This is a genomic window from Micromonospora chokoriensis (assembly GCF_900091505.1).
GTDB lineage: Bacteria > Actinomycetota > Actinomycetes > Mycobacteriales > Micromonosporaceae > Micromonospora > Micromonospora chokoriensis.
Genome location: NZ_LT607409.1, coordinates 3907656 through 3927653 on the forward strand (window position 1 = coordinate 3907656; position 19998 = coordinate 3927653).

Consider the following 19998-nt stretch of genomic DNA (forward strand, 5'->3'; position numbering starts at 1 on the left):
ACGTCACGTCCGGGCCGGCGCCCTGCCGTCCAGGTCGACGATGCGGTCGGCCCAGCGGTCCAGCAGGGTCTGGTCGTGGCTGATGACCAGGACACCGGCCCGCTGGGTCCGCTGGTAGTCGCGGACGACGGCGGCGACGTGCGCCTGGGTCGAGGCGTCCAGCATCGCCGTGGCCTCGTCGCAGAGCAGGTAGTCCGGCCGGTGGACGAGCGCGCGAGCGAGGCAGGCGCGTTGTAGCTGCCCGTCGGACACCGCGTGCGGCCGTCGGCTGCGCAGGTCGGTGGTGAGGCCGACGAGGTCGGCGAGTTCGCCAACCCGCTCCCGCACCGTCGACTCGGGTGTTCGGACGGCGCGGAGCGGTTCGGCGATCAGGTCGTCCAGGCTCAGCCGGGGATCGGCGGCGGTGCGTGGGCTCTGGAACAGCACGGCGACGCGGGTCCGCAGGTCGACCGGCACGGCGTACCGCACTCCGTGCACCGGCGTGCCGTCGATGCTGACCTGACCGTGGTCCGGGCGGTGCAGGAGGGCCAGGACCCGGACCAGTGTCGACTTGCCACATCCGGACGGGCCGCGCAGCCCGACCGTCTCGTTCCGACCGACCCGCACCGTGACGCCGTCGAGCACGACCTGACGGCCGTACCCGACGGTGACCTCGTCGGCGAGCAGGTGCTGTGGGCTGGTCACGTGACGGCTCCGGTGCGGATCGGGTGGTGGCAGGCGACAGTGCCGCCGCCTGCGGTCGGCGTCGGCGGTGGCTGGCTCGCGCAGGTGTCGCTGCGGTGCGGGCAGCGGGGCGCGAACGCGCAGCCCGGAGGCAGCGCGGTGAGCATCGGCGGGTCGCCCGGCACCGGCCGGAAGGCGCGGTCCGGCAGGGCGTCGAGGAGCGCCGCGGCGTACGGGTGGGTGGGCGCGGCGAAGAGATGGTTCGCGTCGGTGTGTTCCACGATCCGGCTGGCGTACATCACGGCGACGGTGTCGGCGACCCGTTGCGCGGCGGCCAGGTCGTGCGTGATGAGGACGACGGCCGCGCCGGTGTCGCACCGACGGCGCAGCAGGTCGAGGGTGTGGTCCACCAGCGGCCGGTCGAGGCCGGTGGTGGGCTCGTCGGCGATGAGCAGCGACGGGTCCGGTGCCAGCGCGAGCGCGGTCACCAGCCGCTGGGCCATGCCTCCGGAGAGTTCGTGCGGGTAGCGGTCCAGGTCGGCCGGATCGAGCCCGACGTCGAGGGCGAGCCGCTCGGCGTCCGCCCGGGCCCGACCGTGTGCCCGGAGTGTCTCGGCGAGCAGTCGCCGTCCGGTGCGGACCGGGTTCAGCGCGGTGGCCGGGCTCTGCGGGACCAGCCCGACCCGACGGCCGCGTACCCGGCGGGCCAGGTCACGCTGACCGCAGGTGACCAGGTCGACCGGGTCGCTGTCCGGGTGGTGCAGGACGGCGTGCCCGGTGACCGTGGCGTTGCCCGGCAGCAGACCCAGCAGCGCGTGGGCCAGGACGGACTTGCCGCAGCCGGACTCGCCGACGACGGCGAGCAGTTCACCGGCCCGTACGGTCAGGTTGAGGTCGGTGACGGCGCGCACCGTCGTGTCGCGCAGCCGGAACTCGACGCCGAGGCCGTCCACGGCGAGCAGTGGCCGACCGACGGCCGTGCGGCGGGGTGCCTCAGCGGCGGTGTGTTCGGTGGTGGTCACAGGTGCAGCTCCGCTCGGACCCGGGGATCGAGGCGGTCACGCCAGCGGGCGGCGATGACCGCGATGGCGAGGGTGACGACGACGATGACCGCACCCGGTGCCAGGCTGGCCCACCAGGCGCCGGTCAGCAACGACCCCTGACCATCGTTGATCATGTTGCCCAGTGAGGCGAGGTGCGGCGGCAGGCCGAGACCGAGGAAGGACAGCGCCGTCTCGTGCCACACCGCGTGCGGGATCATCAGCGTGGTGGCCAGCGCCAACCGGGGCAGTACGTGGGGCAGCAGGTGTCGGGTCAGGACCCGACCCCGACCGGCCCCTCCGCTGATGGCGGCGTCGACGAACGGCCGGGTACGCAGGCTGAGCAACTCGGACCGGACGATGCGCGCCGTGGAGAGCCAGTGGGTGAGCCCGACGGAGGCGATCACCGCGCCGAGGCTGGGACGCAGCATGGCGACGATGAAGATGCCCAGCAACAGGTGCGGCATCGCGGCGATGGTGTCCACGATCCGCATCAGGACCCGGTCGACCCGGCCGCCGAGCGTGCCGGCGATACCGCCGATGACCCCACCGAGGACGGTGGCGACGAGCGCGGCGACCGCGCCGACGAGCAGCGACACCCGCAGCCCGTAGACGGCACGGTGCGCCACGTCCCGGCCGAGGTCGTCGGTGCCGGCGAGGTGTGTCCACGATGGCGCCAACCGGGTCTGGTCCAGGGCGACCGCGCTCTGGTCGAGTGGCCAGAAGAGCGGGGCCAGGAGTGAGCCGACGACGGCGACGACGAGGACCAGGCCGGCGACGACGACACCGGCCTGGCCGGGCCGCAGTCGCAGCCGGGACCGGGTCACGCGGAGCAACGGCGGTCGGGTAACAAGGTCAGCCATCGAGTCGCACCCTCGGGTCGGCGGCGGCGTACGCGAGGTCGGTCGTGAGGTTCGCGGCCAGCACCACAGCTGTGGTGACCAGCGTGATCGCCGCCAGCAGCGGGAAGTCGCCGCCCAGCGCCGCAGCCACCGTGACAGCGCCGAGACCCGGTAGTGAGAAGACCGTCTCGACCAGCACCGCACCGCCGACCAACTCCGGCAGGTGGGTGCCGACCAGGGTGAGGAACGGCAGCAGCGCGGTCCGCAGCGCGTGCCCGAACAGCACCGTCCGCCCCGGCAACCCGCGCGCCTTCGCGGCGAGCACGTGGTCGTCGCGCATGCTCTCCGCGACGGCGTCCCGCACGAACAGCACGAACCACGGGGCCTGCGACACGGCCAGCACTCCCACCGGGAGGATCAGGTGGTGCGCCACGTCGGCCCAGGACGTGCTGGTGGCGGTGACGTCGGTGAGCCCGCCGGCCGGCAACCACCCGAGCGCCAGCGCGAACACGGCGATCGCGGACAGACCCAGCCAGAACACCGGCATCGACTCGACCGTGTAGGCCGCGGCCCGCAGGCCCCTGTCGAACAACCCACCCCGGCGGTACGCGGCCAGCGCGCCCAGCAGCAGACTCGCGACCAGGACCAGGGCAAGGGTCACGCCGATCAGCAGCAGCGTCCAGCCGGCCCGGGCGGAGAGCACCGAGGCGACCGGCTCGTGTCGACTCGTCGACCAGCCCAGGTCGCCCTGGACCAGGTTGCCGATCCAGCGCAGGTACTGCACCGGCAGCGGATCGTCGACACCCCAGTTGGCGCGGATCTGCGCCAGGTTCTCCTCGGTGGCGGTGAAGGCCGCCGCGCCCGCGTACTGCTTGGCCGGGTCCACCGGCGAGGCGGCGCCGAGGGCGAACATTCCGATGCTGGTCGCCGCGAGCACCGGAACGGCGACCAGAAGCCGGCGTCGGACCACCGCCCCCGCACCGGCCAGTCGACCGGGGCGGGTCACGAGCGCTTCCAGGTGTTGATGTTCCACCAGATGCTGTTCGCCACCCCGTGCTCGTGCGCCTCGACCCGGGGGGTCACGCCCTGCACGGAGGACTTCACCACGTAGGTGTGCCGCAGGTAGGTGAGGAACAGCCACGGCACGTCGGCGGCGAGCTGCTTCTGGAACTGCGCGTACGCGGCCTTGCGGCGGGCCGGGTCGATCTGGTCGCGGCCCTCCTGCAACGCGCGGTCGGTCACCTCGGAGCGGTACGAGCCGGGGTTGAAGTAGCCCTGCCCCGCGAACCGGGAGCTGAACAGCTTGTAGGAGACGAAGTCCGGGTCGTACGGGGTGCCGTAGCCCATCAGCAGGGCGTCGGACGTCATCCGCGGGTCGATGGCGTCCCAGGTGAGCCCGGCCGGGGTGACCTCGATGCCGATCTTCTTCGCGTCGGCGGTGACCGCCAGGGCCAGGTCCTTGCGCAGGGTGTCGGTCGCCGGGTACATCAGCGTGAACCGGGCCGGTCGGCCGTCCTTGACGCGTACCCCGCCCGCGCCGGGCTTCCAGCCGGCCGCGTCGAGCAGCGCGCCCGCCGCCGTCGGGTCGGCGGTCGGCGAGCCGGCGATCGAGGGCTCGGCGAACTCGGAGGTCGGCGGGATCGGTCCGAACGCCGGCTCGCCCGCGCCGCCGAGGATGCCGGACACCATCGCGGCCCGGTCGACGGCGACGGTGAGCGCCCGGCGGACCGCCGGGTCGGCGAGGACCGGGTTGCCCATCGGCAGCATCACGCCCCGGTAGTCGGCGGTCGGCACCCGCTGCACCCGGTACGCGGTGTCGGTGTCGAACCCACCGGCGAGCTTCGGTGGCAGTTCGGCGGCGTCGAACTCGCCGGCCCGCATCCGCTGGGCGCGGACGTTGTCGTCGGCGACGAACGCCACCACGACCCGGTCGTTCGCCGGCCGGCCACCGAAGTAGCCCTCGTTGGCGGTGAGCACCAGCCGGTCACCCGGCGTCCAGGACTCGACCCGGTACGGCCCGGTCCCGATCGGCTTGCGGTTGAACCCGGTGGTGTTGATGTCCTGCCCGCTGAGCAGCTTCGACGGCACGATGCCGAGGGTGAGCCGCTGCAGGAACGGCGCGTACGGGTAGCGCAGCGTGAACACGACAGTGGACGCGTCGGGCGCGGTCACCGACTCCACCATGTCGAGGTCCGAGCGCAGCGTGGAGTCCACCTTCGGGTCCAGCACGGCCTGGTACGTGAAGACGACGTCCGCTGCGCTCAGGGTGCTGCCGTCGTGGAACTGCACGCCGTCGCGCAGCGTGGCGGTCACGGTGCGCCCGTCGGGCGACACGGTCGGCAGGGCTGCCGCAAGGCCGGGGACGAGGCGGTTGTCAGCGTCGCGGGCCACGAGCCCGTCGAAGATCAGCGCGGCGCCGTCGACGCCGAAGTTGAGCACCGGGTTCAGTGCGTCGGGCTCGTCGGAGGTGGCCACGACCAGCGTCGCGCCACCGGCTGGACTGTCCGGGTTGGTCGGGGCCGAACAGCCGGCGAGGACGAGCATCCCGGCCGCTGCGGTCGACGCCACGAGGCGCCGGAAGGTCGGACGGATCCGGGTCACGGAACGCTCCTGCGGTAGGTGTGGTGAATCTCGGTCAGGTGGGACAGCGCTGCGCACGGCAGGTCGGCCTCGTCGGTGTCGCTCATCTCAGGGCAGCCGGGGGCCGGCTTCGCGCTGGACGGCGAGCCAGGTCTCGACGTCGTCGGCCGAGCTGGGCAGGCCTGCCGACAGGTTCACCGCGCCGCCGGCGGTGACCAGGATGTCGTCCTCGATGCGGATGCCGAGACCACGCAGTTCGGCGGGGACCAGGTCGTCGTCGGGCTGGAAGTAGAGGCCTGGCTCCACGGTGAGCACGTAACCCTCGCCGAGCTCCCCGTCGCGGTATTTCTCCGGCCGCGCCGAGGCGCAGTCATGGACGTCGATGCCGAGCAGGTGGCCGAAGTCGTGCAGCGTCCATCGGCGGTGGATGGTGGAGTTGCTGTCCATGGCCTCGTCGACGCTCACCGGCAGCACGCCCAGCGCCGCCAGGCCCTCGGCAAGCGTCCGCATGCAGACCTCGGAGACCTCGGCGAACCTGACACCGGGCTTGATCAGGTCGATGCCGGCCCGCTGCGCGGCGTACACGATGTCGTACACCTGCCGCTGGAGCGGGGTGAACGTGCCGGAGACCGGAACGGTGCGGGTCACGTCGGCGGTGTAGAGGTGCCGGTTCTCCACCCCCATGTCCATCAGCAGCAGCTCGCCCGGCACTGTGGCACCGGTGTGGTGTTTCCAGCACAGGGTCGTGGCGTTGGCGCCGGCGCACACGATGGAGCCGTAGCCGACGTGGTTGCCGTCGTGCCGGGCGCGCAGGCCGAAGACGCCTTCGATCAGCCGTTCGGAGACGCCGCGGTCGGCCGGCAGAACCCGGGCGACGTCTTCGAACCCGCGGACGGTGGCGTCGACGGCGTCCTGGAGTTGGGCGATCTCCCACTCGTCCTTGACCAGCTTGGCCTCCGATATCACGGTGGCCAGTTCCCGGTCGCGTGCACCGGCCCGTTCCGGCTCGTACGGTCGCACGGCGTGGTCGACTCCCTGGTCCAGCCCGCGCAGCACCCGTGTGCGGCCAGGCGCGCAGGCGGCGAGTGCGGCGTCGAGGTCGGCGAGGTCGGCGGTCTCGATGCCCAGTTCGGTCGACTTCTCGGCGTGCGACTGCCGCCGGCCGACCCACAGCTCACCGTCGCGGCTGCGGAAGAACTCGTCGCTCTCGCGGGACGTACGCGCCCGGGTGTAGAGGACGGCGTCGTGCCCGCCGCCGCCCGGCCGCAGGACCAGCACACCGTCGGGGTCGTGGTCACCCGTCAGGTAGGCGAAGTCGCTGCCGGGGCGGAACGGAAACCACGTGTCGTTCGCCCGTACCTTCTGCGAACCGGTGGGGATCACCAGCGTCTCCCCGGGGAACGCCTCCGACAGTGCCGCCCGACGACGTGCGTGATGGCCGGCCTCCGGTCGGCGCTGCACGTCGAGCGGCTCGTCACGCCAGCCGGTCCGCATGAACGTCAGGAACGCCTCCGGAAATTCGGGATCGTGCGACTCGGTGCGCACTGCTGGCCGCTGGTCCCCTTGCGTCACGACTTGCTCCTTGCTCGGCACCACGCCATGATCACTAGCAAACCTTAGGCTATTGCAAAGTCTAGGCAATAACCAGACGTCGACTCGCCGGGCGGTTCGGTGGCGCGGGCCTCGTCACGGTCGTCGCGATCCACCTCGTCACCCTCGCCCGAGCGACGGCGGGCGGGTCATCTGCCGGTGGTGACGGTCGGGGTCGACCGGCTAGGGTTCCGCTGTGTTTCGCGCCGTCGTGTTGATCGCTGCTGTGGTGCTCGCCTCGGACCAGGCCACGAAGTACTGGGCCGAGTCCGCGTTGTCGGACGGGCAGACCATCTCCATCGTGGGTGACCTGCTGTCCCTGCGGCTCGTCTACAACCCGGGCGCCGCCTTCTCGATCGGGTCGTCGTACACCTGGATCTTCGCGGTCTTCGCGGCGGCGGCCGTGGTCGGCGTGACGGTCGCGGCGTGGCGGGTCACGTCGCGGCCGTGGGCCGTGGCGTTGGGGCTGGTGCTCGGCGGCGCGACGACGCACCTGCTGGACCGCCTCTTCCGCGAGCCGGGCTTCGCGCGCGGGCACGTGGTGGACTTCATCGACTACGCCGGGTTCTTCGTCGGCAACGTCGCCGACATCGCGCTGGTGGTCGGTGTGGCCATCGTGATGCTGCTCAACCTGCGGGGCGTCCCGCTGCGGGAGACGGCCCCGTCGGGCGAGGCGCACAGCGGCGAGCAGGTGTCCGCCTGAGCTCAGGCCAGGACGACCTCCAGCCGGCGCGGGCCGTGCACGCCCTCGACCCGGTCGAGTTCGATGTCGCTGGTCGCGGACGGGCCGGAGATCCAGGTCAGCGGTGAGCGCGCGTCCAGCCGGGCCAACGCCTCCGGCAGCAACCCGACGACCTGGTCGGCGCGGACGACGCAGATGTGCCGGTCGGGCACCAGGGTGAGCGCCCGCCGACCCTGCGTCGCGCCGGCGTCGAGGACGATGGTGCCCGTGTCGGCGATCGCCACGGCGCAACCGGTCAGGACCGCGTCCGTCGTGTCCAGCTCGGCAGGTGACAGCGGGGGAGCGTCCCGGCACACCTGCCCGGCGTAGCCGGCCAGCCAGCCGGCGGGGACGTCGGTGGGGACGGCGAGTCGGTCCACAGTTGCCAGCAGCCCGGGCAGGGCGTCGATGCCGTGGTGGACGGCCGCCCGGTAGTCCTCCAACCGGTCCACGAGGACGGCGACCAGGTCGCAGCGGTCGTCGGCGCGCCGGTAGCCGCGGGGCACCGGCACCGACGGCGGGTCGTCGGCCAGGGCCGTGCGTAGTCGCGCCAGGATCTCGTCGCGTGCGGTCACTGCTTGTTCCACCATTCACGGAAGGTCTGCGGGGCGGGCAGCGGCACGTCCCGTGACCGGGTCCAGGCCGAGGCGGGCCAGGGCAGTTTACGCAGCGTACGGGCGCCGGCGCGACGCTCGCGGTACGCGCCGAGCGGTCCCGCTCCGGCCCGGGCCAGATGCAGGGCGGCGGCCCAGCGGCGAGGGCTGCGCATCACCCAGGACAGGACGCGCATGGCGGCCCGTTCCGCGGGTGGGTGCGGTGCCTCCTGTCGGAGGTGGACCAGGATCTCCGGAATGTTGATCTTCACCGGGCACACGTCGTAGCAGGCGCCACAGAGCGTCGACGCGTACGGCAGGGAGGCGTTGTCCGCCACGCCGGTCAGCTGCGGCGACAGGATCGCGCCGATCGGCCCCGGGTACACCGAGCCGTACGCGTGCCCGCCGGCCCGCTCGTACACCGGGCACACGTTGAGGCAGGCGGAGCAGCGGATGCAGGACAACGCCGGCCGCCCGACCGGGTCGGCCAGCACCGCGGACCGACCATTGTCGACCAACACGACGTGCACGTCCTGCGGACCGTCGCCGGGCGTGACGCCGGTCCACATCGAGGTGTACGGGTTCATCCGCTCGCCGGTCGAGGAACGCGGCAGCAGTTGCAGGAAGACCTCCAGGTCACCGAAGGTCGGCAGCAGCTTCTCGACGCCGACGACGCTGATCAGTGTCTCCGGGAGGGTGAGGCACATCCGCCCGTTGCCCTCGGACTCCACCACGACGAGCGTGCCGGTGTCGGCGACGGCGAAGTTGGCGCCGGACACGGCGACCCGGGCCGAGAGGAAACGTCGCCGCAGGTGGACGCGGGCTGCCTCGGCCAGCGCGGACGGCTCGTCGGTCAGGTCGGCCGGGACGTCCGGCATCCGGCGCTGGAAGATCTCCCGGATCTGTGTCCGGTTGTAGTGGATCGCCGGCACCAGGATGTGCGAGGGGGTGTCGTCGCCGAGCTGCACGATCAGCTCCGCCAGGTCCGTCTCGTACGCGGCGATCCCGGCCGCCTCCAGAGCCTCGTTCAGCTCGATCTCCTGGGTCGCCATCGACTTGACCTTCACGACCTCGTCGGCACCGGCGGCCCGGGTCAGCTCGACCACGATCCGGCAGGCCTCGGCCGCGTCCCGGGCCCAGTGCACTGTGGCGCCGGCGGCGGTGGCGGACGCCTCGAACTGCTCCAGCAGCTCCGGTAGCCGGCGTTGGACGTCCGCCTTGATCGCGGAGCCGGCGTCGCGCAGGGCCGCCCAGTCGGGCACCTCGTCCACCACGCGGGCCCGCTTGGCGCGGATGGTACGGGTGGCCCGGTGCAGGTTGGCGCGCAGTTGGGTGTCGGCGACGGCCGGCCTGGCCGCGGTGGGGAAGGGCAGCGGCGTGCGGATGCGTCCGTCGCCGGTGGCCGGTGCGATCGGGGCGGTCACGAGGTCGCCCCGGTCGAGGCGAGGATCTCCGCGTAGTGCATGGCCCGTACGCCGGAGCGACGGCGGTCCAGGCCGCCTCCGATGTGGGCCAGGCAGGAGTTGTCGGCGGCGGCGAGCACCCGCGCGCCGGTTTCACCGACCCGCGCGCACTTGTCGCTGAGCATGGCGGTGGAGACGTCCGGGTTCTTCAGCGCGAACGTGCCGCCGAAACCGCAGCACTCCTCGGCGTCGCCCAGGTCCACGAGGTCGATCCCGCGGACCTGGCGCAGCAGTGTCAGCGGTCGGTCGCCCAACCGCAGCATGCGCAGGCCGTGGCAGGTGGGGTGGTAGGTGACGGTCTCCGGGAACTCCGCTCCGACGTCGGTGACGCCGAGGACGTCGACGAGCAGCTCGGACAGCTCGTAGGTGCGGGCGGCCACCGACGCGGCGGGCGGGTGCAGGCGCGGGTACTGGTCGCGGATCATCGCCGTGCACGACCCGGACGGCGCGACGACGGCGTCGTAGCCGTCGAACACGTCGACGTAGCTGCGCACCATCGGCATCGCCTCCGCCCGGTACCCGGTGTTGGCGTGCATCTGCCCGCAACAGGTCTGCCGTTCGGGGAACTCGACGGTGTGGCCGAGCCGTCGCAGGATGCGGGTGACCGCGATGCCGGTGGCCGGGTACGCGAGGTCGTTGACGCAGGTGATGAAGAGGGCTATGCGCACGGCGGCTCCTCGGACGGGTCGGGGGTGGTTCAGGCCGGCTCGCGCGGTGCTCCGGGTGCGGCACGCTCGTCGAAGGCGGGCAGGTGGCGCTCCCGGGCGGCGATCAGGTGGACGCGCATCGCCTCGGTGGCGGCGTCGGAGTCGCCGGCGGCGATGGCGGCGGCGATGCGCTGGTGCTCGGCGTTGGTGTCCGGTGCGCCGGTGACCGGGAAGTACAGCCGGTGCAGGTGCAGGTGGGAGTGCAGCCGCGTGATGCTGTCGCGCAGCAGCGGGCTGCCGGCGGCCCCGGCGATCAGGTCGTGGAACGTGGCGTCCAGCGCGGTGAACGCGGCGTGCCGGCGGTAACCGTCGCCAACCTCCACGTCGATGCTCGCCGCCGCCTCGGTGCTGATCCGGTGCCGCTCCTCGGTGGAGGCGTGGGCGGCGGCCCGGCCGGCGGTGGCGCCCTCGAACAGCAGCCGGACCTCGAACAGGTCGTCGAACTCGGCGCGGGTCAGCAGCGGAGTGGTGGAGTAGCCGGACAGCGGGCGTTTGCGGACCAGGCCGTCGGCTTCCAACCGGGCGAGCGCCTCGCGGACCGGGGTGGGGGAGACGTCCAGCTCCCGGGCGAGAGCGTCGATGTTGACCCGCTCACCCGGCGGCAGGATGTGGTCCATGACCAGGGTCTTGATCGACTCGTAGACGTCGTCGGCGAGGGTGAGTCGGCGGGCGGGGCGGAGTCGGCCCTCGCGGGTCTCCTGCTGGGCCATCTCGTCTCCCCAACAACCCCTTGACTGCGCTCGTGTGAGCCGGTACACCAGCACAGGCAGCATCCTATAGGAAATAGGCGCACCCGCTCTGGAGGTTGGTTCGTGAAGTTCATGCGCGTCGGGCCCGTCGGGCAGGAGCGTCCCGTGCTGTACGCCGACGGTCGGCACTTCGACCTCTCGTCGGTCACCGACGACATCGACGGGGAGTTCCTCGCCGGTGACGGCGTCCAACGGGTCCGTGCCGCCACCGACCTGCCGGAGATCGATGTGACCGGCCAGCGGGTCGGCGCGCCGCTCGCCCGCCCCGGGGTGGTGCTCTGCGTCGGGCAGAACTACGCCGCGCACGCCGCCGAGTCGGGCGCCCAGCCACCGACCGCGCCGATCATCTTCTACAAGGCACCCAACACTGTCGTCGGGCCGTACGACGAGGTCCTGATCCCGCGCGGTTCGACGAAGACCGACTGGGAGGTGGAGCTGGCGGTGGTGATCGGGCGTCGCGCCCGCTACCTCGCCTCACCGGCGGACGCCCTCGACCACATCGCCGGGTACGCGCTGTCCAACGACGTGTCCGAGCGCGACTTCCAACTCGCCGTCTCCGGCGGCCAGTGGTCGAAGGGCAAGTCCTGCGAGACGTTCCAACCGCTGGGGCCCTGGCTGGTCACCGCCGACGAGATCGCCGACCCGCAGGCGTTGCGCCTGCGCTCCTGGGTCAACGGCGAGCCCCGACAGGACTCCACCACCAAGGACATGATCTTCGACGTGGCGCACCTGGTCTGGCACCTGTCGCAGTACACCGTCCTGGACCCGGGCGACGTCATCAACACCGGCACCCCGGAGGGGGTCGCGCTGTCCGGCCGGTTCCCGTACCTCGCCGCCGGCGACGTGATGGAGGTCGAGATCGACGGCCTCGGCCGGCAGCGCAGCCCGCTCACGAACGCCTGATGGCAGGGGAGAGAGCCATGCGGTGTGACGGCCTGGTAGCAGTGGTGACCGGCGGTGGATCGGGCATCGGAAACGCCTGTGTACGAGCGTTCCTGGACGCCGGCGCGCGGGTGGGGGTGCTGGACCTGGACGTCGCGGCCCTGTCCGGGGACCCTCGGGTGCACGCGGTCGCGGCCGACGTGGCCGACCGGTCCTCGGTGAGCGCGGCCGTCGCCTCGGTGGCGGAGGCGTTCGGCGGCGTCGACATCCTGGTGAACAACGCTGCTGTCTCGGCGGTCGGCACCGTGGAGGAGGACGACGACGAGCAGTGGAGCAGGGTGCTCGACGTGAACGTCTCCGGCGTGGCCCGCACGAGCGCCGTCGTCCTGCCGTACCTGCGCCGGTCGTCGTCCGCCGCGATCGTCAACATCTCCTCGATCGCGGCGACCACAGGTCTGCCCAAACGCGCGTTGTACTCGGCGTCGAAGGGTGCCGTGCACGCCCTCACCCTCGCCATGGCCGCCGACCTGGTCACCGAGGGGGTCCGGGTCAACTGTGTCGCCCCCGGCACCGTCGACACCCCGTGGGTGGCCCGCCTGCTCGCCGGAGCGGCCGATCCGACGGCGGAGAAGCGGCACCTCGCCGCCCGCCAGCCGACCGGCCGCCTGGTGACCGCCGAGGAGGTCGCCGCCGCCGTCGTCTACCTCGCGTCGCCCGCCACCGGCTCGGTGACCGGGACGTCGCTGGCGGTGGACGGCGGCATGTCCGGCCTGCGGCTACCCGCGCCCGCCGGAGGCGGATCGGGTGCGTGACATGATGGCGCGATGGACGCTCGGCTCGCCCTCGCGCAGGACCCCACCACGCCGCAGATGACCCTGATCGATCTGGCGTCCGACCCGTCGGCGGTGGTCCGCAAGACGGTCGCCGCCCGGCCCGACGCCCCCGCGCAGGCCCTGCGTCCGCTGACCAGGGACCACGATCGTCAGGTCCGCGAGGCGGTGGCGAGGAACCCGTCCTGCTCGGTCGGCAACCTCATGCGCCTCGTCAAGGACGCCGACCGCTGGGTGCGCTGGGCGGTCGCCGGCAACCCGGCCTGCGACGAGTCGATCCGCCGGGTGATGTCGGAGGCGGCGGACAAGGAGCTACGCGGCCTCCTCGCCGAGAGCCGCGAGCTGGAGCCCGAGTTGGCCGCCCGGCTGATCGACGACCGCTCACCCGAGGTACGCGAGCGGCTCGCCACCCACACCCACGACCCCGACGTGATCACCGCCCTGTTGGCCGATCGCACCGCCCGCGTACGCAAGGGGCTCGCCCGCAACCCGCGGACCACCGCCGCCCAGCGCAGCGTGCTCGCCGCGGACCCGGTGGTCGACGTCCGGGCCGCGCTGGTCCGCGCCCTCAAGTTGGACGAGGCGGACCTGGACCGCCTGGTCGACGACCGCTCGACGCAGGTCCGACTGGCGATGGCGACCTCCGAGGTCGTCCCGCCACACGTCCGGGAGGCACTCACCCGCGACCCCGACGAGATGGTGGCCGCCGCCGCCCGGGACTTCCGGCCCGGCGCGGGCACCTCGTCGGCGGTACGGGCCCCCCGCATCGGCCACCGCCCCTCCGCCGCCGGCCCGGGTCGGCGTGGCACCTCCCGCCGTTAGGGTCTCCCCATGATCACGTGATGAGGAACAGCTCCCAGAGCAGTCTGAGAGCTACGTCTCGTCACGTGATCATCGGCTGGTCGGCGGCAGCGGTGTCGCATGAGGGTCCTGTGGACCTGATGCCGTAAACGAGTCACGGCCTACCGACCACTCCCGGCCGTCGGCGAGACCTGGGCGGGTCGCTGTCCATTCCAGCTGGGGCCGGTGGCCAGCGAGGCCGGGGCGCGCTGCTGTTGATCGGGGTGTTTGGGAAAGATCGCACCGAATGTGGGAGTTCTTCGCCACAACGGCACTGTCACCATCACCGAATCGAAGGTCACCGAGAACCAGTCCGCCCTGGCGCCGGGCGGGATCTTCAACCAGGGCGGTCTCACGGTGGACGAGAAGGCGGTGATCAGCGAGAACCGGCCCACCAACTGCACGCCCAGCGCGCCTCCGGTGGAGGACTGCTTCGGCTGACACCCGGACCGTAGGACACCTCTGGATCGACCCCATAGCGCCAGCGCGTGGTCTGCGCCGTCGGCACCGCCGAGAGTGGTTGGTTGCGGTAGTGCTGCTCGTCGGTGTTCCACTCTTTCCCGGCGGCGATGGACCAGCGCCGCGCGGCCGCGTCCAGGGCGGACTCGGTGCCCCGCATCGGTCGCCGACCCTCGGAAGACCGAAGAGGCCGCGCACTCCGCGCGGCCCCTTGGCTGAATGCGGTCAGGAGGCGCTGATCGGGCCGGTGGTGCTGGAATAGAGCACGCTGACCACCCCCGCTGCCGCCTCACCAGGCAATGCCTTGTTGGGCGCACCGATCACCGCGTCGGCCCGGCCGTCCTTGTTGAGGTCGGCCAGCACGGTTGCGGTGCCGAATGCGTCGCCCTCCTCACCGGGTCCGAGGATCTGGGCTTGGCCGATGTGCCGGGCGAAAGCCAGCGTGACCGGCTGAGAGGCGTTGCGGGACCGCCCCTTGAACAGCAACGTCGTCCCGGCCCCAGCGTCCTGGCCCGGCGCACCGACGAGCAGATCAGCGTATCCGTCAGCGTCGACGTCGCCGGTCGCCAGCCCCGTGGAGAACAGGGCGCCCTCGGTGTGCGGAAGGTCGGTCTCGCCGAAGGACAACCCGTAGGCGGTCATACCCGCCGCCGCCGAGGCACCGTGCACCACGGTGAGGCTGCCGGAGCGGGGGTGGTTGCCCGGCGACTCGCTCGGCACGCCGACGACAATGTCCTGGTATGAATCCTTGTCGAAGTTGCCCACCGCGAGCACCGCACCGAACTGGTCGCCCTCCTCGTCCGCCCCGACACCCATGCGGGTCTGTGCGAGACCGAAGCCACTGGCGAATCCGGTCCCGGAGCCACCCGGGTAGACGTAGATGCCGCCGCTTCGCGGGTTGGCGCCGGGCGCCTCACCGGGCGCGCCCACGATCAGGTCGGCGTGGGTGGAACCTACCACCTGTCCGGCCGCTACCGCGGTGCCGAACCTGTCCCCGGCCTCGTTGGCACCGTCGGCGTGGTCCTGGTTGACGCTCCAGCCGTAGACCAACCCGCTGGCCGAGCCCTTGAGAATCGCCACGTCACCGCTGGCGGTGGTGCCGATCGACTCACCGGGCACGCCGACCGCGAGGTCGGCGTAGCCGTCCCCGGTGAAGTCACCGGCCGCGAGTGAATACCCGAACTGGTCGTTCGTCTCGCCAATACGGTGCGTGCCGTCGCCCAGTCTGTTCTGAGTGATCGCGGTGGCGGTGCTCAGCCCAGCGGCAGCGCCATAGAAGATGGAGATCATCCCGGCCTTGGGCACGCTGAGGAAACGCTCGTTCGGAGTACCGACCGCCAGGTCGGAGTAGCCGTCGCGGTTGAAGTCAGCGGCCGCGAGCGACGCGCCGAACCGGTCACCGGCATCGTCGCCCAAGTTGGACGCCGACTGGATGAACCGGATGCCCGCGCCCAGGCCCCCACCGGCCGTGCCGTAGAAGGCGGTGACACTGCCGCTCGCCGCAGTACCCACCACGTCGGACGGCGCACCGACGATCAGGTCGATGTGACCGTCCCCGTTGAAGTCACCGGTCGTAGTGATCTCGCCGAACTCCGCACCCGCTGCCGGAGCGCCGGTGTCGGACGGGGTGAGGATCGTCTGACCGAACGGCGTGCCACCGAAGAGGGCGGCGAAGTCGTTCACGGCAGCCAGCGTGCCACCGCTTTCGGTGTCGGTCGCACCGAGGCAGCCCTTCTGCCGTGCACCGGTGCTGATGCCCACCAGCTCGACGGCGCCTCCTGGCAGCGTCCGGAGTGCCGGGGCGCCACCGTCACCACGGCACAGGGTGGAGTCACCGGCCGAGGCGGCGACCCTGATCACAGCCCCGTCCACACTCTGCACGTCGAAGGAGGCGGCGCTCGGCGCATTGGGGATCCAGTCGGAGGCGGTACGGCCCCACCCGCTGACCCGCAGCGTCTCATCGGTCGACGCTATCGTCGTGCCGATCGCCAGCGGTGAGATGCCGGCGGGAGCCTTGGTCAGCGCGCCGAGCGCCAGGCCCCGGGCGGGATCGTGCTTGATGGCGGTGACGCTGATCTTCTGGCCGGGAGTGGCCTCGCCGGGCGACGCGAACGTGACCGTCGTCGCCAAGGCCGGGTCAGTGCCGGCGCCGACCGGCAGACAGGCCGCGGCGGTCAGCACCCACCGGGGCGCGACCAGGACTCCGGAACACGCCACCGCACCGTCGGCGCCAGCGACACCGGCCTCGATCCGGGCGAGCCAGGTGTCCGTTCCGGCGGGGACAGCGGTGCCACCCGCGACGGCGTGAGCCGGCGCTCCCGCAAGCGCCCCGACGGCGAGTGACGTCGAAAGAGCAGCAGCGAGATAGGCCCCCGAGCGCTTGCGTCTGTCAGACAAGATGCTCCCCCTGTGTAGGTGCGACGGTTTGGTGTCCAGGCGGTGATCAAGGTCATCGATAGTGCACTGACATCGGTTCGATGAACCGTCTCGTTGTGCCCCGCTTCGATGAATTGGTGTACGTCCGCCGGGGAGTCAAACAGTGCCATCTCGGTAGCTCTCGCCACGTTCGTCCCACCGGACAGCAGCAAGAGTTGCGGTGGTCATGGCCGCGACAACTGACCGCCTGGGCCGCCGACCCGAGCCGCGATTTCCTGTTGGCAGGTGGGCATGGCCAACCGACATGGATCCCCCGTATTGAACGTGCGCCCCTACGCCGTCCCGGAAAAAGGCATTCATCGGGCGTCACTGACGACAGGCAGCGCAGAGTGTTGGATAGACCTGGATGGAGCAGGAAACTGCAGCTTAATCGCGAGGGTCGTTCTAGGTGCGGCGACGAACAGCATCTCCGCATGAAGTGCAAGTCGATAGACAGAAGCAAGTGGAGAAGAAGTCGCGACACCGCGAGACACTTCGGCGCATCGACGTCGGTAGACGTTACTAGTCTCGCTCGCCGGGCGCAAGGCCGTCACACCGCGACGACCATAAAGTCCATCATGGATGGCGCGACTCACCCTACTTCCGTCGTAAAGTTCCTTTCTGAGCGTCAGCGCCCTCTCGTCGTTGATGCTGGCGCAAGGAGATAGGCCCGAGTGTCAGGTGGTGGCACCAACGCGCCCGGAGGGCGTACCAGAACTGTACGTGCCCGACGTGATCCACTCGAAATGACAGATGTCGTGGCGCACGAGGCGGCAGTCCGACGCCGCAATTCCGAGCACCCGAGTCGATTATGGGTTCGGGTCGTGGCCCCGGCCGGGCATGCCGGTCTGCTCCCATAGTGACTTCATCTCGTCGAAGGCCTGCCCCATCAAGCGCACCATCGCCTGCCGGGCCCGATCGCCGTCGCGCCGCTGGATCGCCTGGGCGACGTCCGCGTGCATCTGGAGGGCCTGTCGGTGAGGGTGGTGCGGCATGAGGTGGTGCCGGTGTCGACCGGTCAGCACCTCCGCGACCAGATCCTGAAGCCGGACGAACATCTCGTTGCCGGAGGCGAGCAGCACCCGCCGGTGGAACTCGATGTCGAGGTGCAGGAAGCGTTCCTCGTCGCCGGCCTCACCGGCCGCCCACATCTTGGCAGCCAGCCCGACCAGATCGCTCGCCTCGTCGTGGCCGATCCGCGTCGCGGCCAGGAAGGCGGCGTGCGGCTCGACGGCGGTGCGTAGCTCGGTGATCGACCGGAGCTGAGCCACCCGGCCGGCGGACGCGAGACGCCAGCGGATCACCTGTGGGTCGAAGACGTTCCACGCGCTCGCCGGCAGGATCATCACGCCGACGCGGCGGCGCGCCTCGATGAAGCCGATGGAGGCCAGGACCCGCAGCACCTCGCGGACGACCGAGCGGGAGACGGCGTACCTGTCGACCAGCTCGTCGATGTTGAGGACCGCCCCGGGCGCCAGTTCGCCGCCGCAGATCGCGGTGCCGAGGTGGTCGAGGACGCGGGCGTGCAGCCCTGACTCGGCGGGGGCGACGGCACCCTCTCCTGAGGACGGTTCCACGCAAAGATCGTATCATTCGCTTCTAGCTCTTGATGTCATCAGCTTTGTCGGCCTAGCCTGGCGCAGCCCGACCTGGCGGCACCCCGACGGCTCCTACGCGCAGTGGTGAGACCACCCCCGGACCGCACCGACCGAAAGGCACCCCGTGAAGATCGTCGCCGCGGACGTCATCGTGTCCAGCCCCGACCGGAACTTCGTCACGCTGAAGATCACCACCGACGACGGCATCACCGGCCTGGGCGACGCCACGCTCAACGGTCGTGAGCTGTCCGTCGCCTCGTACCTGCGCGACCACGTCGCCCCGCTGCTGATGGGTCGCGACGCGCACCGGATCGAGGACACCTGGCAGTTCCTCTACCGCTCGGCGTACTGGCGGCGGGGGCCGGTCACCATGGCCGCCATCGCCGCCGTCGACGTCGCGCTCTGGGACATCAAGGCCAAGGCCGCCGGCATGCCGCTGTACCAACTGCTGGGCGGCGCGTCCCGCACCGGCATCATGGCGTACGGGCACGCGTCGGGGCGGGACATCCCCGAGCTGTTCGACTCGATCCGCCGCCACCTCGACGAGGGCTTCCGGTCGATCCGGGTGCAGACGTCGGTGCCGGGGATCAACGCCGTCTACGGCGTGGCCGCGCAACCCAGCGCCACCGGTCAGCGCTACGACTACGAGCCCGCGCAGCGCACCCCACTGCCGGCCGAGGAGGACTGGGACACCCGCGCGTACCTGCGGCACCTGCCCGCCGTGTTCGAGGCGGTCCGCGCCGAGTTCGGCCCGGAGCTGCCGCTGCTGCACGACGGTCACCACCGGATGACCCCGATCCAGGCCGCGAAGCTCGGCAAGTCCCTCGAACCGTACGACCTGTTCTGGCTGGAGGACTGCACGCCGGCCGAGAACCAGGAGGCGCTGCGGCTGGTCCGCCAGCACACCACCACCCCGCTGGCCATCGGCGAGGTCTTCAACACCGTCTGGGACTACCAGACCCTGATCCGCGAGCAGCTCATCGACTACGTCCGGTCCGCGGTCACCCACACCGGCGGCATCACCGCCATGCGCAAGCTGCTCGACTTCGCCGCCCAGTACCAGATCAAGTCCGGCATCCACGGACCCACCGACATCTCCCCGGTGGGCATGGCCGCGGCGCTGCACCTGGACCTGGCCATCCACAACTTCGGCATCCAGGAGTACATGAAACACACCCCGCTGGCCAACGAGGTGTTCCGGCAGTCGTTCACGTTCACCGACGGCTACCTGCACCCGGGCGACCAGCCGGGGCTCGGGGTGGAGCTGGACGAGGAGGCGGCGGCCCGGTTCCCGTACGAGCCGGCCTACCTGCCCTTCAACCGGCTCAAGGACGGCACCGTCCATGACTGGTGAGCCGGGTGGACGACACGTCGTGGTGATGGGCGTCTCCGGGTCCGGCAAGTCCACTGTGGCGCGGGGGATCAGCGCGGTGACCGGGCTGACGTTCGTCGAGGCCGACGAGTTCCACTCCCCGGAGAACGTGGCACTGATGCGCTCCGGCGTACCCCTGGACGACAGCAACCGCCGGCCCTGGCTGGCCGACATCGCCGGGTGGATCGGCGCTCGCGCGGCGGAGGGCCAGTCGACGGTGCTGGCCTGCTCGGCCCTGCGGCGGTCGTACCGGGACGTGCTCCGCCAGGGCGCGCCGCAGCTGGACTTCGTGCACCTGCACGGGCCGGCGGAGGTCATCCGGGAGCGGATGGCGCGACGAGAGGGGCACTACATGCCGGCGAGCCTGCTCGACTCCCAGCTCGCCACGCTGGAACCGGCCGAGCCGGACGAGTCGGTGCTCGTGCTGGACGTCTCGCTCCCGCCGCGCGCCCTGGTCGCGATAGCCGTGCGGAGACTCGGCCTGCCCGTCTGGACGCCGGTGGGGGAGCGGTAGCCCCGCCTCGACGCCGGCCGCCGCTCCTGATGTGGGGCGGCCGGCGTCGGCGTACTCCGAGCGCTACGGCTCCCCGACAGCATGTTAGGTTAGCCTGCCCTCACTACCTGGAGTTCGCCGCCATGCCCCCATCGATCCGA

The 19998-nt window shown here is 71.4% G+C and carries 19 protein-coding genes; 7 read left to right on the forward strand and 12 right to left on the reverse strand.

Going from position 1 to position 19998, the window contains the following annotated elements:
• Positions 1 to 3: 3 nt before the first annotated feature.
• The 6 genes from GA0070612_RS18165 to GA0070612_RS18190 all read right to left on the reverse strand — a co-directional run bounded on the left by GA0070612_RS18165 (position 4) and on the right by GA0070612_RS18190 (position 6697).
• A complete protein-coding gene (locus tag GA0070612_RS18165; protein WP_231924239.1) occupies positions 4 to 684 on the reverse strand; it encodes an ABC transporter ATP-binding protein in 681 nt (226 codons plus the stop codon).
• Positions 681 to 1685 (reverse strand): ABC transporter ATP-binding protein, encoded by a 1005-nt coding sequence (locus GA0070612_RS18170; RefSeq protein ID WP_197699176.1) that lies wholly within the window; start codon positions 1683 to 1685, stop codon positions 681 to 683. Before GA0070612_RS18170 ends, GA0070612_RS18165 begins: the two co-directional genes overlap by 4 nt.
• Complete coding sequence (locus tag GA0070612_RS18175) at positions 1682 to 2566, reverse strand: ABC transporter permease (protein ID WP_088988988.1); 885 nt, start codon at positions 2564 to 2566, stop codon at positions 1682 to 1684. The genes GA0070612_RS18170 and GA0070612_RS18175 overlap by 4 nt, the downstream gene beginning before the upstream one ends.
• Positions 2559 to 3578 carry an ABC transporter permease gene (locus GA0070612_RS18180; protein ID WP_231924240.1) on the reverse strand — a complete coding sequence of 340 codons (1020 nt, stop codon included), beginning with the start codon at positions 3576 to 3578 and terminating at the stop codon, positions 2559 to 2561. Before GA0070612_RS18180 ends, GA0070612_RS18175 begins: the two co-directional genes overlap by 8 nt.
• Positions 3548 to 5146, reverse strand: coding sequence for an ABC transporter substrate-binding protein (locus tag GA0070612_RS32550; RefSeq protein ID WP_231924241.1), 1599 nt, complete (start codon positions 5144 to 5146; stop codon positions 3548 to 3550). The genes GA0070612_RS18180 and GA0070612_RS32550 overlap by 31 nt, the downstream gene beginning before the upstream one ends.
• An 87-nt stretch (positions 5147 to 5233) precedes the next feature.
• Positions 5234 to 6697, reverse strand: a complete 1464-nt coding sequence (locus GA0070612_RS18190; RefSeq protein WP_231924242.1) for an aminopeptidase P family protein — start codon at positions 6695 to 6697, stop codon at positions 5234 to 5236.
• A gap of 214 nt (positions 6698 to 6911) precedes the next feature.
• Between GA0070612_RS18190 and lspA the strand changes: the two genes are divergently transcribed.
• Positions 6912 to 7418: a signal peptidase II gene (gene lspA / locus GA0070612_RS18195; protein ID WP_088988989.1), complete on the forward strand. Its 507-nt coding sequence runs from the start codon at positions 6912 to 6914 to the stop codon at positions 7416 to 7418.
• A gap of 2 nt (positions 7419 to 7420) precedes the next feature.
• Here the strand turns inward: lspA and GA0070612_RS18200 are convergent, their stop codons facing one another.
• Genes GA0070612_RS18200 through GA0070612_RS18215 form a run of 4 tightly spaced genes read right to left on the reverse strand, consistent with a single transcriptional unit; the run spans position 7421 to position 10909 of the window.
• Positions 7421 to 8011 (reverse strand): LutC/YkgG family protein, encoded by a 591-nt coding sequence (locus GA0070612_RS18200; protein ID WP_231924243.1) that lies wholly within the window; start codon positions 8009 to 8011, stop codon positions 7421 to 7423.
• Complete coding sequence (locus GA0070612_RS18205) at positions 8008 to 9453, reverse strand: LutB/LldF family L-lactate oxidation iron-sulfur protein (RefSeq protein ID WP_088988990.1); 1446 nt, start codon at positions 9451 to 9453, stop codon at positions 8008 to 8010. The genes GA0070612_RS18200 and GA0070612_RS18205 overlap by 4 nt, the downstream gene beginning before the upstream one ends.
• Positions 9450 to 10160, reverse strand: coding sequence for a (Fe-S)-binding protein (locus GA0070612_RS18210; RefSeq protein ID WP_088988991.1), 711 nt, complete (start codon positions 10158 to 10160; stop codon positions 9450 to 9452). Before GA0070612_RS18210 ends, GA0070612_RS18205 begins: the two co-directional genes overlap by 4 nt.
• Positions 10161 to 10189: 29 nt before the next feature.
• A complete protein-coding gene (locus tag GA0070612_RS18215; protein WP_088988992.1) occupies positions 10190 to 10909 on the reverse strand; it encodes a GntR family transcriptional regulator in 720 nt (239 codons plus the stop codon).
• Between the two features lie 102 nt (positions 10910 to 11011).
• Here GA0070612_RS18215 and GA0070612_RS18220 point away from each other — a divergent pair, with 102 nt between their 5' ends.
• The 4 genes from GA0070612_RS18220 (at position 11012) to GA0070612_RS18235 (ending at position 13941) form a co-directional block, all read left to right on the forward strand.
• Positions 11012 to 11851 (forward strand): fumarylacetoacetate hydrolase family protein, encoded by an 840-nt coding sequence (locus GA0070612_RS18220; RefSeq protein ID WP_088988993.1) that lies wholly within the window; start codon positions 11012 to 11014, stop codon positions 11849 to 11851.
• 17 nt (positions 11852 to 11868) lie between these two features.
• Entirely contained in the window at positions 11869 to 12642 is a 774-nt protein-coding gene (locus GA0070612_RS18225) for an SDR family NAD(P)-dependent oxidoreductase (RefSeq protein ID WP_088988994.1), read from the forward strand.
• Positions 12643 to 12654: 12 nt separating this feature from the next.
• Positions 12655 to 13482, forward strand: a complete 828-nt coding sequence (locus GA0070612_RS18230; RefSeq protein WP_088988995.1) for a hypothetical protein — start codon at positions 12655 to 12657, stop codon at positions 13480 to 13482.
• 267 nt (positions 13483 to 13749) lie between these two features.
• The gene (locus GA0070612_RS18235) at positions 13750 to 13941 is read left to right on the forward strand and encodes a hypothetical protein (RefSeq protein WP_088988996.1); all 192 of its coding nucleotides are present in this window, start codon (positions 13750 to 13752) and stop codon (positions 13939 to 13941) included.
• 243 nt (positions 13942 to 14184) lie between these two features.
• Here GA0070612_RS18235 and GA0070612_RS18240 read toward each other — a convergent pair whose 3' ends face one another.
• Both GA0070612_RS18240 and GA0070612_RS18245 read right to left on the reverse strand, forming a co-directional pair.
• Positions 14185 to 16356, reverse strand: a complete 2172-nt coding sequence (locus tag GA0070612_RS18240; RefSeq protein WP_088988997.1) for a trypsin-like serine protease — start codon at positions 16354 to 16356, stop codon at positions 14185 to 14187.
• Positions 16357 to 17183: 827 nt separating this feature from the next.
• Positions 17184 to 17951, reverse strand: coding sequence for a FadR/GntR family transcriptional regulator (locus GA0070612_RS18245; RefSeq protein WP_088988998.1), 768 nt, complete (start codon positions 17949 to 17951; stop codon positions 17184 to 17186).
• Between the two features lie 145 nt (positions 17952 to 18096).
• Here GA0070612_RS18245 and manD point away from each other — a divergent pair, with 145 nt between their 5' ends.
• Both manD and GA0070612_RS18255 read left to right on the forward strand, forming a co-directional pair.
• The gene (gene manD, locus GA0070612_RS18250) at positions 18097 to 19326 is read left to right on the forward strand and encodes a D-mannonate dehydratase ManD (RefSeq protein WP_088988999.1); all 1230 of its coding nucleotides are present in this window, start codon (positions 18097 to 18099) and stop codon (positions 19324 to 19326) included.
• Positions 19316 to 19858, forward strand: a complete 543-nt coding sequence (locus tag GA0070612_RS18255) for a gluconokinase (protein ID WP_088989000.1) — start codon at positions 19316 to 19318, stop codon at positions 19856 to 19858. Before manD ends, GA0070612_RS18255 begins: the two co-directional genes overlap by 11 nt.
• Positions 19859 to 19998: the final 140 nt, after the last annotated feature.